Source organism: Naumannella halotolerans, from assembly GCF_004364645.1.
Classification (GTDB): Bacteria; Actinomycetota; Actinomycetes; order Propionibacteriales; family Propionibacteriaceae; genus Naumannella; species Naumannella halotolerans.
The window spans coordinates 458,426-472,502 of the sequence record NZ_SOAW01000002.1 but is presented as its reverse complement, the minus strand read 5'-3'; the positions used below and the strand labels follow the sequence as shown (position 1 = coordinate 472,502).

The following is a 14,077-nucleotide window of genomic DNA, read 5'->3' as shown; positions in this document are numbered from 1 at the left end:
GTCGGCGATGCCCCACACACAAATATGAACTTCCGCGCCGTCGTTCAGGATCGGCCGGTCACCCCGGACCGGGAACCGGGACCCGGCCGCGGATCGCTGCTGCGACAGCGGCAAGCTGGTGCCATGACACAGCCGTACCCGGCACGCCAACAACCCGGTTGGGACATCGCACCGATCGCCCGCGACTGGGCGGGGTTGCCCGCGATCGAAGGTGATCTCACCGCCGATGCCTGTGTGGTCGGCCTGGGCGGCTCCGGCCTCGCGGCGGTCGAGGAACTGCTCGACCGCGGCCTCTCGGTGATCGGTGTCGATGCCGGTCGGGTCGCGGCCGGGGCGGCCGGACGCAATGGCGGCTTCCTGATCGGCGGTCCGGCGATGCCGCTGAGCACACCGACGCCGAACTGGACCGATCAGGCCAAGGCGGATCTGTGGTCGGTGACCCTGGCCGAACTCGACCACCTGTCGACATTGCTCGGTCCGCGGATCGTGCATCGTTGCCCGTGGCTGAACATTGCCGGCCCGATCGCCGACACCGAGCAGGCCACCGGGCAGGCGGAGCTGGCGGCCCTGCAGACCGAGAGTGCGGCACTGCGAGCGATCGGCCTGCAGGTCGATCCGTGGACCGGGCCACTCGGCAACGGCATCGCGATCGCCGGACAGGCCCGGGTGAACCCGGCCGAACGGGTGCTGACGACCGCTGCCGCCCTGATCGAGCGAGGTGCAGAGCTCTACGAGCACAGTCCGGTCAGCCGGGCCGCCGACGGTGTGGTCAGCACACCCTCGGGAACGATCACGGCCAAGATCATCATCGTCGCCGTCGACGGCCGACTCGATCAACTCTTCCCGCAGCTGCCGGTCACCACGTACCGCTTGCAGATGCTGTCCACCGGACCGTTGGGGCGGCGGGTACTGCCCGATGCGGTGGTCAGTGCCCGCGAGGGGTACGAGTGGCTGCAGCAGGACGACGCGGGACGGTTGTTGCTCGGCGGCGGCCGTGATCACCAGTTGGTCGCCGAACGTACCTCGAACGCAGAACCGAGCGCCGAGGTCCAGCAGTGGATCGAGGGCGTTGCCGCTGCAGTGATCGACGGCCCCTTCGAGGTGACCCACCGGTGGGCGGCCTCGGTCGGCTACACCGAGGACGAGCGACCTTTGTGTGTACCGATCGACCAGACCGTGATGGCGGTCGGCGGTTACAGCGGGCACGGCAATCTGGTCGGTGCGGTGAACGCCCGGGCTGCGGTACGCCACCTGCTGGACGGTGCCGCCGTACCCGACTGGGCGAACAGCACCCCCGCCTGAGCTCAGGTGCTGCGATCGGCAACCTCCGGCATCGGGGCCGCACCACGTGCCTCGTCGATCTTGATCACCAGATGATCAACAGACGGTGCCCTTGCTGATCGGCGGCAGGCCCTCGCGCTCGTGCAGTGGGGGTCGCGACTGTGCTCGACATGAGGCGCACGAGCACAGACTGCCTGTCACGCTCAGCAGACTCACAGCTGTCACATTGCCTCATGCCCAGTGGGCACGACATGGTGGTGAGCGTTTTGTTCGACAACCGATCTGGAGGATCCATGTCCGCGCGCCGCTCACCCCTGACCAAGAGCACAGCCTTCTGGGGGCTCCTCGTGCTCTCGGTGCTGGCAGTCGCCGGAGGGCTCGCCCTGACGCTCCCCCGCATCTCGACCATGGATGTGGCCCTCACGACAGGAACGATCACGACCGGCACCGAGGTGTACGTCGGCCAGAGCTGGGTGGTCTTCGGCTCGGCAGTGACCGGCGCCGGGATCATCGGCATCCTGCTGTGGCTGAGCCTCGCGGCTGCCTCGACGATCGTCGGCACACCTGCCGCCGCGGTCGCGGAGCCAACGCCGAACGCCACGCCGACGTCAGCCGACAGCGCCCTTCGCGGCGAGACCGCTGCGCCGCATGGCGCGCCGGAGGCAGCAGACCCTGCCGTGCAGTTCGACGATGTTCAGGCGGGTGCTTCGCAGCAACGCCGCTGACCGCGACACCGAGGTGAGCGAAAGGCCACCATCGCGTGAAGTTCTGACGGATTCTCAGGATTCGCTTGCAGGCCCACCCACTTAAGAGTTGGATAAGTGAGCACCCCAACCTGAGCGAAGGACCCTGCATGCGAACTCCCCGCTGGCTGCGTACCACGGCAGCCATCAGTGCTCTCGGACTCACCGGTATGGGGGTGTGCGTCGGTACGGCGCAGGCAGCCCCCGGCGACCAGGTGAGCGTGGCCGAATGTACCGACCCGACCGCGTTGACGTTCCTCAACTTCAACGACTTCCACGGGCGGATCGCCGCCGCGTACCCCGACACCGTGCAGTTCGTCGGCACGATCGAGGAACTGCGGGCCGAATCCGGTGAGAACTCGACCGTGGTCGCCTCGGCCGGCGACAACATCGGCGGTTCACTCTTCGCCTCCGCCGTCGCCCAGGACCAGCCGACCCTGGAACTGCTGAACGCCCTGGAGATCGACACCAGCGCGGTGGGCAACCACGAGTTCGACAAGGGCTACGACGACCTGACCGGTCGGGTCGCCGATGCCGCCGACTTCAGCTACCTCGGCGCCAACGTCTATGACGAGAGCGGTGAGCCGGCGCTGGAGGAGTACGAGATCGTCGAGAAGCAGGGGCTGCGGATCGGCATCATCGGCGCGGTCACCCAGGAGACCCCGAACATCGTCGTTCCCGACGGTGTCGAGGGGCTCACCTTCGGCGACCCGGTGGAGGCGGTCAACCGCGTCGCCGAGGAACTGAAGGACGGTGACGAGTCCAACGGTGAGGCCGATGTGATCGTCGCCGAGTACCACGAGGGCGGCCCCAGCAGCAGCGGGTCGCTGGACGACCAGACCTCGTCGCGACCGGCATTCGCCAACATCGTGGAGAACACCAGCGAGTTGGTGCAGGTGCTGTTCACCGCCCACACCCATTCCAGCTACGTCTACGACGCCCCGGTCCCCGGTTCGGAGGCCACCCGCCCGTTGATCCAGTCCGGCAGCTACGCCGAACTGGTCGGCCATGTGGGTCTCGAAGTGGATCCGGAGACCGGTGAGACCTGCACCTACACCGTGCAGAACGAGGAGCTGACCGAGACCTCCGACGAGGACCTGGTCGCCGAGTACCCCCGCGCCGCCGCAGCCAAGGAGATCGTCGACGACGCCCTCGCCGAGGCCGACGTGATCGGCCAGGAGGTCGTCGGTGAGGCCACCGCGCCGCTGGCCCGCCCCGGTGAGTACAACGAGGAGGAGGACGACTGGGACGACGACCGTACCGGTGAGTCCACCATCACCAACCTGGTCGCGAACATGTTCAGCGACACCCTCGGCGAGCGCACCGGTGAGAAGGTGATCGGTGTGCAGAACCCCGGCGGCACGCGGGCCGACCTGTGCGCCCCCTCGGGACAGCCGACCAACCCGTGTGCCGATGAGGCCTTCGACATCACCTATGCCGATGCCGCCTCGATCCTGCCGTTCGCCAACACCCTGCAGACCACCACGCTCACCGGTGCCGAGTTCATCGAGATGCTGGAACAGCAGTGGTCCACCGATGCCGACACCGGTGAGCCGACCGGTACGTTCCTGCGGCTCGGCCTGTCCGACGGTGTCGCCTACACCTACGACGAGTCCCGCGAACTCGGTGACCGGATCACCTCGGTGACCATCGACGGCGAGCCGATCGACCCCGACGCCGAGTACGTCGTCGGATCCGGCAACTTCCTGCTCGCCGGTGGTGACAACTTCCACGTCTTCTCCGGCAAGGAGGTCGCCGACTCCGGTCTGGTCGACCTGGAGACCTGGGTCGGTTGGATCGAGGACAACAGCCCGCTGTCTCCGTCCTTCGTCAAGCGCGGTGTCGAGGTCAGCCCGACCCCGGCCGAGCTGGTCGTCGGCGAGTCCACCACCCTGGACGTCGGCAACCTCGACTTCTCCGGCGGTTACCCGGTGCTGAACGAGACCCTCGTGGCCTCGGTCGACGGGGTCGAGGTGGGTACGGCAGCAGTCGCCGGCGGCACCGCTTCGATCACCCTCAACCCGGGCAGCGACGTCCCGGCCGGGGAGCAGTTGCTGACCCTGACCGGTACCGAAACCGAGACCCAGGTGCATCTGCCGGTGACCATCGTCGGGGAGTCCTCACCGACACCGGAGCCGAGCGATTCGGCCTCGCCGAGTGCCTCGCCCAGTGGTGAGCCGAGCGACTCACCCAGCGGCGGGTCCGGTGACGGTGACGCCGGCAGTGGCAGCGGTGAGCGCCCGCCGCTGGCCGACACCGGAGCCGGGGCCGGCCTGGCCGGCCTGCTCGGAGCCGGTGCGCTGCTGAGCGCGGGTGGGGCGATGCTGCTGCGCCGCCGCCAGGGCTGATCGGAGACCCGGTTGATTCCGGGGGCCCGGTTGATTCCGGGGCCCGGTTGATCCGGGGAACCATCCGGTCAGAAGGCTGACCGGGGCCCTGGGTAGCTGCGGCTGACCCGACGAAGACTCCCGCCATCGCTTGATCGGTGGCGGGAGTCTTCGCGTAGTGCATACCTCATCCCTGCCGACCCCGCCCACCCCATCGGGCCTTACCCCATCCCTTCGGGACATGTGGCGACTTCCGACCGCCCTCAGGTCACCACAGCTCCCGACGGGATTGATCCGCCTGGGCCTACCCCATCCCTTCGGGACATGTGGCGACCTCCGACCGCCCTCAGGTCACCACAGCTCCCGACGAAATCACACGCCCCAGCGCCGCCCCAACCCCTCAGGACTCATCTGCCCGGACCATCCCCCAACCCCTCGGGACTTGTGGCGACCTGGAACGATCATCAGGCCACCACAGCCCCCGACAGGATGCGTCCGGCGACGGCGCCGATCGATCGGTTTCGACGGCGGGTGACGCAGGTGGTCGTGATCGGCACCGATCACCTAGTGTGTCTCCCGCCACATACCACCCAGGAGCACCATGAGCACCGACGCCACCACCTCCCGGCCCTCCGACGAGGACCTCCCCCCGGTCGCAGCACCGGAGACACCCACCCGCTGGACCCCGTTGAAGATCGCGGTCTGGACCGGCATCGCGCTGCTCGGTGGTGTCGCCTGGGTGATGTTGGCGCTGGTACGCGGGGAGACCGTGAATGCGATCTGGTTCGTCTTCGCCGCGGTCTGCACCTACCTGATCGCCTACCGCTTCTACTCGAAGGTGATCGAGAAGCACATCGCCCGTCCCGACGACACCCGGGCGACGCCGGCCGAGCACCTGGCCAACGGTCAGGACTTCGTACCCACCGACCGGCGGGTCGTCTTCGGCCACCACTTCGCCGCCATCGCCGGCGCCGGGCCGCTGGTGGGTCCGGTGCTGGCCGCCCAGATGGGTTACCTGCCCGGCACCATCTGGATCATCGTCGGTGTGGTGCTGGCCGGCGCCGTCCAGGACTACCTGGTGCTGTTCTTCTCGATGCGACGCGGCGGCCGTTCCCTGGGCCAGATGGCTCGCGATGAGTTCGGCCGGATCGGCGGTACGGCAGCCATCATCGCCACCTTGCTGATCATGATCATCATCACGGCGATTCTTGCCCTGGTGGTGGTGAATGCCCTGGGTGAGAGCCCCTGGGGTGTCTTCTCGGTGTCGATGACCATCCCGATCGCCCTGTTCATGGGCGCCTACCTGCGCTGGATCCGGCCGGGCCGGATCACCGAGATCTCGATCATCGGCTTCATCCTGCTGATCGCCGCCATCATCGGCGGCGGCATGGTCGCCGAGACCGACTGGGGCTCGGCGGTCTTCCACCTGGACAAGACCACGATCGCCTGGGGCATCATCATCTACGGCTTCATCGCCGCAGTGCTGCCGGTCTGGGTGCTGCTGGCCCCGCGTGACTATCTGTCCACCTTCATGAAGATCGGCGTGATCGTCGCCCTGGCCGTGGCCATCGTCTGGGTACGCCCGGAGATCACCGTCCCCGCCTTCAGCGAGTTCGCCGGTGGCCAGAACGGCCCGGTCTGGAGCGGTCCGCTGTTCCCGTTCCTGTTCGTCACCATCGCCTGCGGCGCGTTGAGCGGGTTCCATGCCCTGATCTCCTCCGGCACCACCCCGAAGATGGTGGAGAAGGAACGGCAGACCCGCTTCATCGGGTACGGCGGCATGCTGATGGAGTCGTTCGTGGCGATCATGGCCCTGGTGGCGGCGATCTCCATCGACCGCGGCATCTACTTCGCGATGAACGCCTCGGCGGCGAACACCGGTGGTACGCCGGAGACGGCGGCGGCTTTCGTGAACAGCCTCGGGCTGGCCGGGGTGCATGTCACCCCCGATCAGCTCACCGGTGCTGCCGCCTCGGTCGGTGAGGAGTCGATCATCTCCCGTACCGGTGGCGCCCCGACCCTGGCCTTCGGCCTGGCGCACATCATGCACCAGTGGATCGGCGGGCCGGACATGATGTCGTTCTGGTACCACTTCGCGATCATGTTCGAGGCCCTGTTCATCCTCACCGCCGTCGATGCCGGCACCCGGGTCGCCCGGTTCATGTTGCAGGACACGATCGGCAACGTCGTACCCAAGTTCGCCGACACCTCCTGGCGCCTGGGGGCCTGGATCTGCACCGCGATCATGGTCGCCGGCTGGGGTGCGGTGCTGCAGATGGGTGTGACCGATCCGCTGGGCGGCATCAACACGCTGTTTCCGTTGTTCGGCATCGCGAACCAGTTGCTGGCAGCCATCGCGCTGGCGATCGTGCTCGCCATCGTCGCCCGGCGGCAGACCTTCAAGTGGTTGTGGATCGTCGCACTGCCGCTGGCCTTCGTCACCGTGGTGACGATCACCGGATCGATCTACAAGGTCTTCTCCCCGGTGCCGGCGGTCGGCTACTGGGCCCAGCACAATGCCTTCCGCAATGCGCTGGCGGCCGGTGAGACCTCCTTCAGCACGGCCAAGGATGTGGAGTCGATGCAGGCGGTGGTTCGCAACACCGCGGTCCAGGGTTCGCTGTCGGTGATCTTCGCGGTGCTCTCGCTGATCGTGATCGGCTACTCGATCGCCGCGGTGATCAAGGCCTATCGTTCCGGTGAGGTGATCGACCACGAGGATCCGCCGGTGCCCTCGCATCGGTTCGCTCCGGCCGATCTGATCGCCACCGCCGAAGAACGCGCGATCCAGCGCGAATGGGATGCCCTGCCGGCCGACCAGCAGCCCTCCCGAGGCCACTGATCATGAACCTCGGTGATCGGCTGCGTCGCGGCTGGCGGTCGGTGAGCTGGTACGTCAACCAGCTCACCGGCCAGGGGCGGTACGAGGCCTATGTCGCCCACGCGCGGGCTTCCCAACCCGAGGTCGAGCCGATGGATCGCAAACAGTTCTGGCGGCAGTACCACGCCTGGCAGGACGCGAACCCGCAGGGCCGCTGCTGCTGAGCCGCCACGACCGCGGCCGAACCCGGGCATTTTCGGTCGGAATTCGGCCACTTCTGCCGCATATGGCAGCGATGGCCGAATAACGACCGCTTCTGCCGAGAAACTCACCTCACCACGGCGACCCCGGGTACGGATAACCTCTGCCCTGTGAGCACCGCCGCGGCCTACATCACCGGACTGGGTGCCTACCTGCCCGGCGAACCGGTCGGCAACGACCAGATCGCCGACCGGCTCGGCGGACATGACGAACGCACCGAGCGGCTGCGCCGGCGGGTGCTGGCCTCGAACGGCATCCGACAGCGCCACTACGCCGTCGACGACGACGGCCAGACCACCGAGCTGAACGAGGAACTGGCGGCGAAGGCGATCCGCGCCGCCCTCCACGACCGGGGTATCGGCGCCGAGGACCTCGGGATGCTGGCCTGCGCCACCACCCAGGGCGATCTGCTGATCCCGGGCTTCGGCTCCATGGTCCACGGCCGACTGGGCGGCGGCCCGAAGCAGGTGCTCTCGGTCTCCGGGGTGTGCTCCTCCAGTCTCTCCGCACTCGACGCCGCCGTCTCCAAGATCCGGCTCGGTGATCATCCGCGGGCGGCGGTGGTGGGCTCGGAGCTGTCCAGCCGTTGGTTGCACCAGCGCCGCTTCGACGGCGTCAAACCCAGCCTGAACGCGGCCTTCCTGCGGTGGATGCTCTCCGACGGTGCCGGTGCGGTGGTGCTGGAGTTCCAGCCCCGGCCGGACCGCCCGTCGCTGCGGGTGGATTGGGTACGACAGGTCTCGCTCGCCCACGACCATGAGGTCTGCATGAGTTCGGGGCTGAGCGGCCGCTCGGCCATCGCCGGGCAGACCTGGCAGGACTACCCCGATGCCGCCAGCGCCGAGAAGGAGGGTCTGCTGCAGATCCGGCAGGAGACCCGCCAGCTGAAAGCACTCGCCGATGCCGGGCTGGCCCAGTTCGAGGAACTCCTCGACATCGGCCTGATCGACCTGCGCAAACTCGACCACGTGCTGTGCCACTACAGCACCAACGCCTTTCGCGACCTGGCCTTCGACGGCATCCGCAAACGCATCCCGCAACTGGACACCGGGCGCTGGTTCTCCAACCTGGAGACGCGGGGCAACACCGGATCGGCCAGCATCTTCATCGCCTTGGAGGAGGCCTGGCGCACCGGCCGGTTCGCCGCCGGCGACACGGTGCTGCTGGCAGTACCCGAATCGGGCCGTTTCTCCTTCGCCTTCGCCCAGCTGACCGTCGTCGCACCGCGCCGACCATGACCGACCACTTCGCAGCCACTCAGGGGGAAGTATGACCACCACGACCGACCGTTACCTTCCACCGGCCGCCAGCGAGGAGTCCCTGCTGTCCCGGCTGGAACAGGTGTGGACCGATTTCGACACCCGGCTGCAGCAGGTGCCACTGCTGCAGGCCCTGGCCGAGGGGAAGGTCGGCATCGGCGACTACCAGCGATTGCTGTTCAACCTGCGTCAGCAGGTGGTCGACGGATCACTGTGGATCGCTCGCGCAGCATCCAACTTCGACATGGACCACTTCACCCTGCGCTCGGCGGCGATCCACCACGCCCAGGCCGAGCACCGGGACCACTTCCTGCTCGAACGCGACTACGTGGCGGTCGGCGGCTCGCTGGCCGAACTGCGCGCCGGCCGGAAGAACATCGGCTCCCAGGCCCTGTCGGGGTATCTGTTCGACCTGGCCGGCCGCCCCAATCCGGTCGGCGCCCTGGGCGCGATGTTCATCATCGAGGGCCTCGGCGCCCGACAGGCCCTGCAATGGGCCGAACGCTTCCAGTCGGTGCTCGGCCTGGCCGACAACCAGGTGCACTTCATGAGGTTCCACCACGAGGCCGATGAACAGCACACCGGCAAACTGGATGCTCTGCTGACCTCCGACGCGATCGGCCCCGAGGATGCCGATGCCATCGTCAGTTGTGCGAAGGTGACCGCACGGTTGTACGTGATGCAGCTGACCGAGTTGGACAACCTCTGAAAGGCCGGGATCCATTGTGAGATCACCGAAGGAGATCGCCGCCGACCTCGGTCCCGACGAGTTCGTGAAATCCGATCCGAGTATGTGGGAAGCGATCCATGCCGACCCCTCGGTGCCGCTGGACCGGGCGTTGATCAAACAGATCATCGATGATCAACGACGCTGGTCGCGACGCTACCTGTATCCGCCGGCACGAATCCTGTCCCGGGTGCTGGTGATGATCATCTCGATCGCGAAGCGTTTCGTACCGCGACGGTGGATGAAACTGACCACGATGGACAGGTTGTGCATCTGGTTCCTGCGCAACTATGTCTCCCCCGATGCAGTGGAGTTGTTGATCCGGCACTTCGTGGTGGAGACCAACCTGGTCAACTTCATGATCAGGAACACGCCGACCGACTTCCCCCCGGTGACCCTGCGACCGACCGATCTACAAGGCCTCGGTGACAATGCCGTGGTCGAACACGATGTGAACGTCTACGACGTGCTGATCGCCCTGGACAAGGTGAAGCTGGCACCGGTCGCCGATCCGGATTTCAGCGACCTGGACATTCCGAAACTCGACGCCGAACGCCGCCATCCACGCCTGCTGAAGCTCGACATCCAGACCGCACTGTGCCTGATGAACATCCCGTTCTCGATGGCGCTCAGCCTGGAGGAATACCGTCGGGCGGTGCATTCGATCCGCTTCGACGACTCGTTCATGGAGATCCTGGCGCTGATCTGCAATGACGACACCTTCCGCCACTGGAAGATCGGCGGCATGAGCCTGTGGATGGATTCCAATGTCGATGTCGCCCGGATGGTCTATCGGCACGCACTGGTCTGCGAGTACGCACACGCGCGGCTGGTGAAACTGGCGCACGGCGCGTACCCGCGGGAGACCGAGGTCGAGTTCGACTGACCGATACGGTCGGCGGTCACCGCGCGCGACCGCCGACCTGATCAGTAGAGGAATGCCGTCGCCGGATCGGACAGCAGACGTGCCACATCGGCCAGGAACCTCGAGCCCTGTTCACCGTCCACCACCCGGTGGTCGAAACTCAGGGCAAGGGTCATCACCGAGCGCGGCACGATCCGCTCCTCGTCCCCGATATCGACCACCCATGGTTTGCGGGTGATCGCACCGGTGGCCAGGATCGCCGACTCGCCCGGGTTCAGGATCGGCGTACCACCGTCGACACCGAACACACCGACATTGGTGATCGTGATCGTGCCACCTGCCATCTGCGCCGGCTGGGTACGACCGGCCCGGGCGGTCTGCACGAGATCATCCAGGGCCCGCGCCAGCTCGGCCAGGTCCAGCCGGTCGGCCGCCGGGATGTTCGGTACGACCAGACCCCGGGGGGTGGCTGCGGCGATGCCCAGGTTCACCTGTCCGTGCAGCACGATCTCCCCGGCATCGGCGTCCCAGCTGGAGTTCACCTGCGGGGTACGAGCAGCCGCCAGGCACACGGCCTTGGCCGCCAGCACGGTCGGCGACAGCCGCAGACCGGCAAACTCACGTCGCTTGCGCAGGCGATCCAGCAACTCGACGCTGGCGGTCACGTCGACCTCCAGCCACTCGGTCACATGCGGTGCGGTGAAGGCCGAGGCCACCATCGCCTGGGCCGTCGCCTTGCGTACCCCCTTGATCGGGATCCGCTGCTCACTCAGGCCCGACCGGGTGACCGTCGGCTCCACCGGCGCGGCGCCCGCCGCAGTGGCCGACTCGGCACTCAGCACGTCGTCGCGGGTGATGATCCCGTCCGGCCCGCTCGGGGTGACAGTGGTCAGGTCGATCCCCCGATCCTTCGCCAGCTTGCGCACCGGCGGTTTCGCCCGGACCTTGATCGACGACGCCGTAGCGTTCACCGCAGGTACGGATGAGCCGATCGGCTCCGGAACCAGCGCAGAGGCAGCCCCACCGGCCTCCCCTGCGTGCACCGACACCGGCTGTCTGCGCGGCCGGCGCTTCGACGAACCGGCGATCGCCCCGTACCCGACGAGGTTCGGGGTCCGCTCACTCTCCGCCGCCTCGGCTGCCTCGGTGTGTTCCTCGGCGGCCACGGTGGTCACCGCACCACCGTGGCTGTCACCGGTGCCGTCGTCGACGGTGATGATCGGCGTACCGACCTCCACGGTGTCCCCCTCGGAGACCAGCAGCGCGGTCACCGTACCGGCGAACGGGCTGGGCAGTTCGACGATCGACTTCGCGGTCTCGATCTCGACCAGGATGTCGTTGACCTCGATCCGGTCGCCGACCGCCACCCGCCAGGTGACGATGTCGGCCTCGACCAGCCCCTCACCGGGGTCCGGCAGTTTGAACTCAGCCATCTCTCCCTCTCAGTAGGCCAGCGAACGGTCGACGGCGTCGAGCACCCGATCAAGATCAGGAAGGTACTCCGACTCCACCCTGCTGGGCGGGTACGGCGTGTCGTACCCGGTCACCCGCAACACCGGGGATTCCAACTCGTAGAAGCATTCGGCCTGGATCCTGGCGGCGAGTTCGGCACCCATTCCCAAGGTCAACTGCGCCTCGTGCACGACCACCACCCGGCCGGTACGGCGGGCCTGGGAGTAGACCGTCTCAAGATCGAGTGGCGAGAGGGTACGAAGATCGACAACGCCGACGCCGATCCCCTCCTCCTGCGCCGCAGCGGCCGCGTCCAGACAGGTCCGTACCATCGGGCCGTAGGTCAACAAGGTCACCTGATCACCTTCGCGCAGCAGGTTCGCCCGGTGCAGCGGAAGGGAGGCGGCGGTCTCGTCGACCTCACCCTTCTCGTGGTAGCGCCGCTTCGGCTCGAGGAAGATGATCGGATCGTCGGAGGCGATCGACTGCTGCAGCATCCAGTAGGCATCGTTCGGGTGGGAACATGCCACGACCTTCAGCCCCGGGGTGTGGGCGAAGTAGGCCTCCGGGGACTCGCTGTGATGTTCGACCGCACCGATGCCGCCACCGAAGGGAATCCGGATCACCATCGGCAGTTTGACCCGACCACCGGAGCGGTGGTGGAACTTCGCCACCTGGGTGACGATCTGGTCGTAGGCGGGGAAGACGAAACCGTCGAACTGGATCTCCACGACCGGCCGGTAGCCACGCATCGCCATCCCCACCGCGGTACCGACGATCCCCGACTCGGCCAGCGGCGAATCGATCACCCGATCGGTACCGAAGTCCTTCTGCAAACCCTCGGTGATCCGGAAGACTCCGCCGAGACGGCCGATGTCCTCACCGGTCAGGACCACCTTCGGGTCGGCCTCCAATGCCTTGCGGAGCCCCGCATTCAGGGCCTTGGCCATGGTCATCCGGCTCATCGGGTCACCTCGGCATCCGGGTCGCCGAAGGAGGCGACGTACTCGGCGTACTCGGCGGCCTGAGCGGCCAGCGGTGCGTGCTCCTCGGCATAGGTGGTGGTGAAGCTGTCGGCCAGCGACGGATCGGCGAGTTCGCGACACCCGCGACGCAGATGCTCGGCGAGTCGGTCGGACTCGGCGGCCAGGTCGTCCAGCCACTGCTGGTCGATCGTCTGGTTCCCGAGCAGGTAGGTCTTCACCCGGTCGATCGGGTCGCGGGAGCGCCAGTGCTCCAGTTCGTCGTCCTCGCGGTACTTCGAAGGATCGTCGGACGTGGTGTGGGCACCCATGCGGTAGGTGTAGGCCTCGACCAGGGTCGGTCCCTCGCCGGCATGCGCCCGGCGCAGCGCCCATTCGGTGACCGCATGCACGGCCAGCACGTCGTTGCCGTCCACCCGTACCCCGGGGAACCCGAAACCGTGCGCCCGTTGGTACAGCGGCACCCGGGTCTGCAGCGAGGTCGGCTCCGAGATGGCCCATTGGTTGTTCTGGCAGAAGAACACCACCGGGGCATTGGCCGAGGCGGCGAAGACGAATGCCTCGTTGACATCACCCTGACTGGAGGCGCCATCGCCGAAGTAGGCGATCGTCGCGGCATCGGTACCGTCGTCGTTGCCGACTCTTCCGTCGCGCTGGATTCCCATCGCGTAGCCGGTCGCGTGCAGGGTCTGCGAGCCGATCACCACGGTGTAGAGGTTGAACCGGAGCTCGGCCGGGTCCCAGCCACCCAGGCTGACCCCGCGGAACAGTCCGAGCAGTGTCAGCGGGTCGATACCCATCGCCCAGGCCACACCGTGCTCGCGGTAGGTGGGAAAGGCCACGTCGTTCGGGCCGAAGGCACGACCCGAGCCGACCTGAGCGGCCTCCTGTCCCAGCAGCGGGGACCACAGGCCGAGTTCACCCTGCCGCTGCAGGGCGGTCGCCTCGGTGTCGATCCGGCGGGCCAGGACCATGTCGCGGAGCAACCCGGCGATGGTCCGGTCGTCGCCGTCGAAGCGGAAATGGGCATGCTCCACCCGCTCACCGCTGGGCGCCAGCAGCTGCACCATCGGTTCGGTCTCGCGCGGTACGGCCCCGAAGGATCCGCCGGGGGATGTGGCCCCAGGAGATTCGGGCCCCGGGGATTCGGGCCTGGCCCGATCCGGTTCGGCTGCGTCGCCACGTTGCGTCATCACAGTCAGTCCTTCCTGCGGGGTCACCGCACCAGTCCTCAGCGCGGTGTCCGGGCGAGCCGCGCTGTCGGCGCACCGTCACCGGTACGCCGTTGCCGGCTGCGCGAGGTCCTCGCGCCGGAGGTCCTGCGGGGTCACCGCTGCACCACCATGCACCGCACGTGC

11 protein-coding genes are annotated in these 14,077 nt (G+C 67.4%); 8 read left to right on the top strand and 3 right to left on the bottom strand.

Translation table 11 applies throughout. The features are described 5' to 3' along the window. The first annotated feature begins 123 nt into the window (after nt 1-123). From CLV29_RS13335 to CLV29_RS13300, 8 genes are all read left to right on the top strand, one after another. Nucleotides 124-1,302 (top strand): NAD(P)/FAD-dependent oxidoreductase, encoded by a 1,179-nt coding sequence (locus tag CLV29_RS13335; RefSeq protein ID WP_133755560.1) that lies wholly within the window; start codon nt 124-126, stop codon nt 1,300-1,302. A gap of 236 nt (nt 1,303-1,538) precedes the next feature. Continuing rightward, nucleotides 1,539-2,006 (top strand): hypothetical protein, encoded by a 468-nt coding sequence (locus CLV29_RS13330; protein WP_133755559.1) that lies wholly within the window; start codon nt 1,539-1,541, stop codon nt 2,004-2,006. Nucleotides 2,007-2,134: 128 nt separating this feature from the next. After that, nucleotides 2,135-4,372, top strand: a complete 2,238-nt coding sequence (locus CLV29_RS13325; protein WP_133755558.1) for a bifunctional metallophosphatase/5'-nucleotidase — start codon at nt 2,135-2,137, stop codon at nt 4,370-4,372. 580 nt (nt 4,373-4,952) lie between these two features. Continuing rightward, complete coding sequence (locus CLV29_RS13320; RefSeq protein WP_133755557.1) at nt 4,953-7,193, top strand: carbon starvation CstA family protein; 2,241 nt, start codon at nt 4,953-4,955, stop codon at nt 7,191-7,193. A 2-nt stretch (nt 7,194-7,195) separates the two neighbouring features. Then, nucleotides 7,196-7,396 (top strand): YbdD/YjiX family protein, encoded by a 201-nt coding sequence (locus tag CLV29_RS13315; protein WP_133755556.1) that lies wholly within the window; start codon nt 7,196-7,198, stop codon nt 7,394-7,396. A 147-nt stretch (nt 7,397-7,543) separates the two neighbouring features. Next, nucleotides 7,544-8,671: a 3-oxoacyl-[acyl-carrier-protein] synthase III C-terminal domain-containing protein gene (locus CLV29_RS13310; protein ID WP_133755555.1), complete on the top strand. Its 1,128-nt coding sequence runs from the start codon at nt 7,544-7,546 to the stop codon at nt 8,669-8,671. Between the two features lie 31 nt (nt 8,672-8,702). Continuing rightward, nucleotides 8,703-9,401, top strand: coding sequence for an iron-containing redox enzyme family protein (locus CLV29_RS13305; RefSeq protein ID WP_133755554.1), 699 nt, complete (start codon nt 8,703-8,705; stop codon nt 9,399-9,401). Between the two features lie 16 nt (nt 9,402-9,417). After that, a complete protein-coding gene (locus tag CLV29_RS13300) occupies nt 9,418-10,305 on the top strand; it encodes a DUF6999 family protein (protein ID WP_208292954.1) in 888 nt (295 codons plus the stop codon). 41 nt (nt 10,306-10,346) lie between these two features. On the opposite strand, the gene CLV29_RS13295 is transcribed toward CLV29_RS13300, so the two are convergent. The 3 genes from CLV29_RS13295 to pdhA are packed head-to-tail and all read right to left on the bottom strand — an operon-like array spanning nt 10,347 to nt 13,789. Then, nucleotides 10,347-11,717: a dihydrolipoamide acetyltransferase family protein gene (locus CLV29_RS13295; protein ID WP_133755553.1), complete on the bottom strand. Its 1,371-nt coding sequence runs from the start codon at nt 11,715-11,717 to the stop codon at nt 10,347-10,349. A gap of 9 nt (nt 11,718-11,726) precedes the next feature. Next, nucleotides 11,727-12,701 (bottom strand): alpha-ketoacid dehydrogenase subunit beta, encoded by a 975-nt coding sequence (locus CLV29_RS13290; RefSeq protein ID WP_133755552.1) that lies wholly within the window; start codon nt 12,699-12,701, stop codon nt 11,727-11,729. Continuing rightward, complete coding sequence (gene pdhA, locus CLV29_RS13285) at nt 12,698-13,789, bottom strand: pyruvate dehydrogenase (acetyl-transferring) E1 component subunit alpha (RefSeq protein ID WP_243831929.1); 1,092 nt, start codon at nt 13,787-13,789, stop codon at nt 12,698-12,700. Before pdhA ends, CLV29_RS13290 begins: the two co-directional genes overlap by 4 nt. Nucleotides 13,790-14,077: the final 288 nt, after the last annotated feature.

Bases quoted from the DNA above. Each gene is read 5' to 3' on its own strand.
- CLV29_RS13305 (WP_133755554.1), top strand. From the start codon at position 8,703: ATGACCACCACGACCGACCGTTACCTTCCACCGGCCGCCAGCGAGGAG.
- CLV29_RS13335 (WP_133755560.1), top strand. From the start codon at position 124: ATGACACAGCCGTACCCGGCACGCCAACAACCCGGTTGGGACATCGCA.
- pdhA (WP_243831929.1), bottom strand. From the start codon at position 13,789: ATGGTGCAGCTGCTGGCGCCCAGCGGTGAGCGGGTGGAGCATGCCCAT.
- CLV29_RS13295 (WP_133755553.1), bottom strand. From the start codon at position 11,717: ATGGCTGAGTTCAAACTGCCGGACCCCGGTGAGGGGCTGGTCGAGGCC.
- CLV29_RS13320 (WP_133755557.1), top strand. From the start codon at position 4,953: ATGAGCACCGACGCCACCACCTCCCGGCCCTCCGACGAGGACCTCCCC.
- CLV29_RS13325 (WP_133755558.1), top strand. From the start codon at position 2,135: ATGCGAACTCCCCGCTGGCTGCGTACCACGGCAGCCATCAGTGCTCTC.
- CLV29_RS13315 (WP_133755556.1), top strand. From the start codon at position 7,196: ATGAACCTCGGTGATCGGCTGCGTCGCGGCTGGCGGTCGGTGAGCTGG.
- CLV29_RS13290 (WP_133755552.1), bottom strand. From the start codon at position 12,701: ATGAGCCGGATGACCATGGCCAAGGCCCTGAATGCGGGGCTCCGCAAG.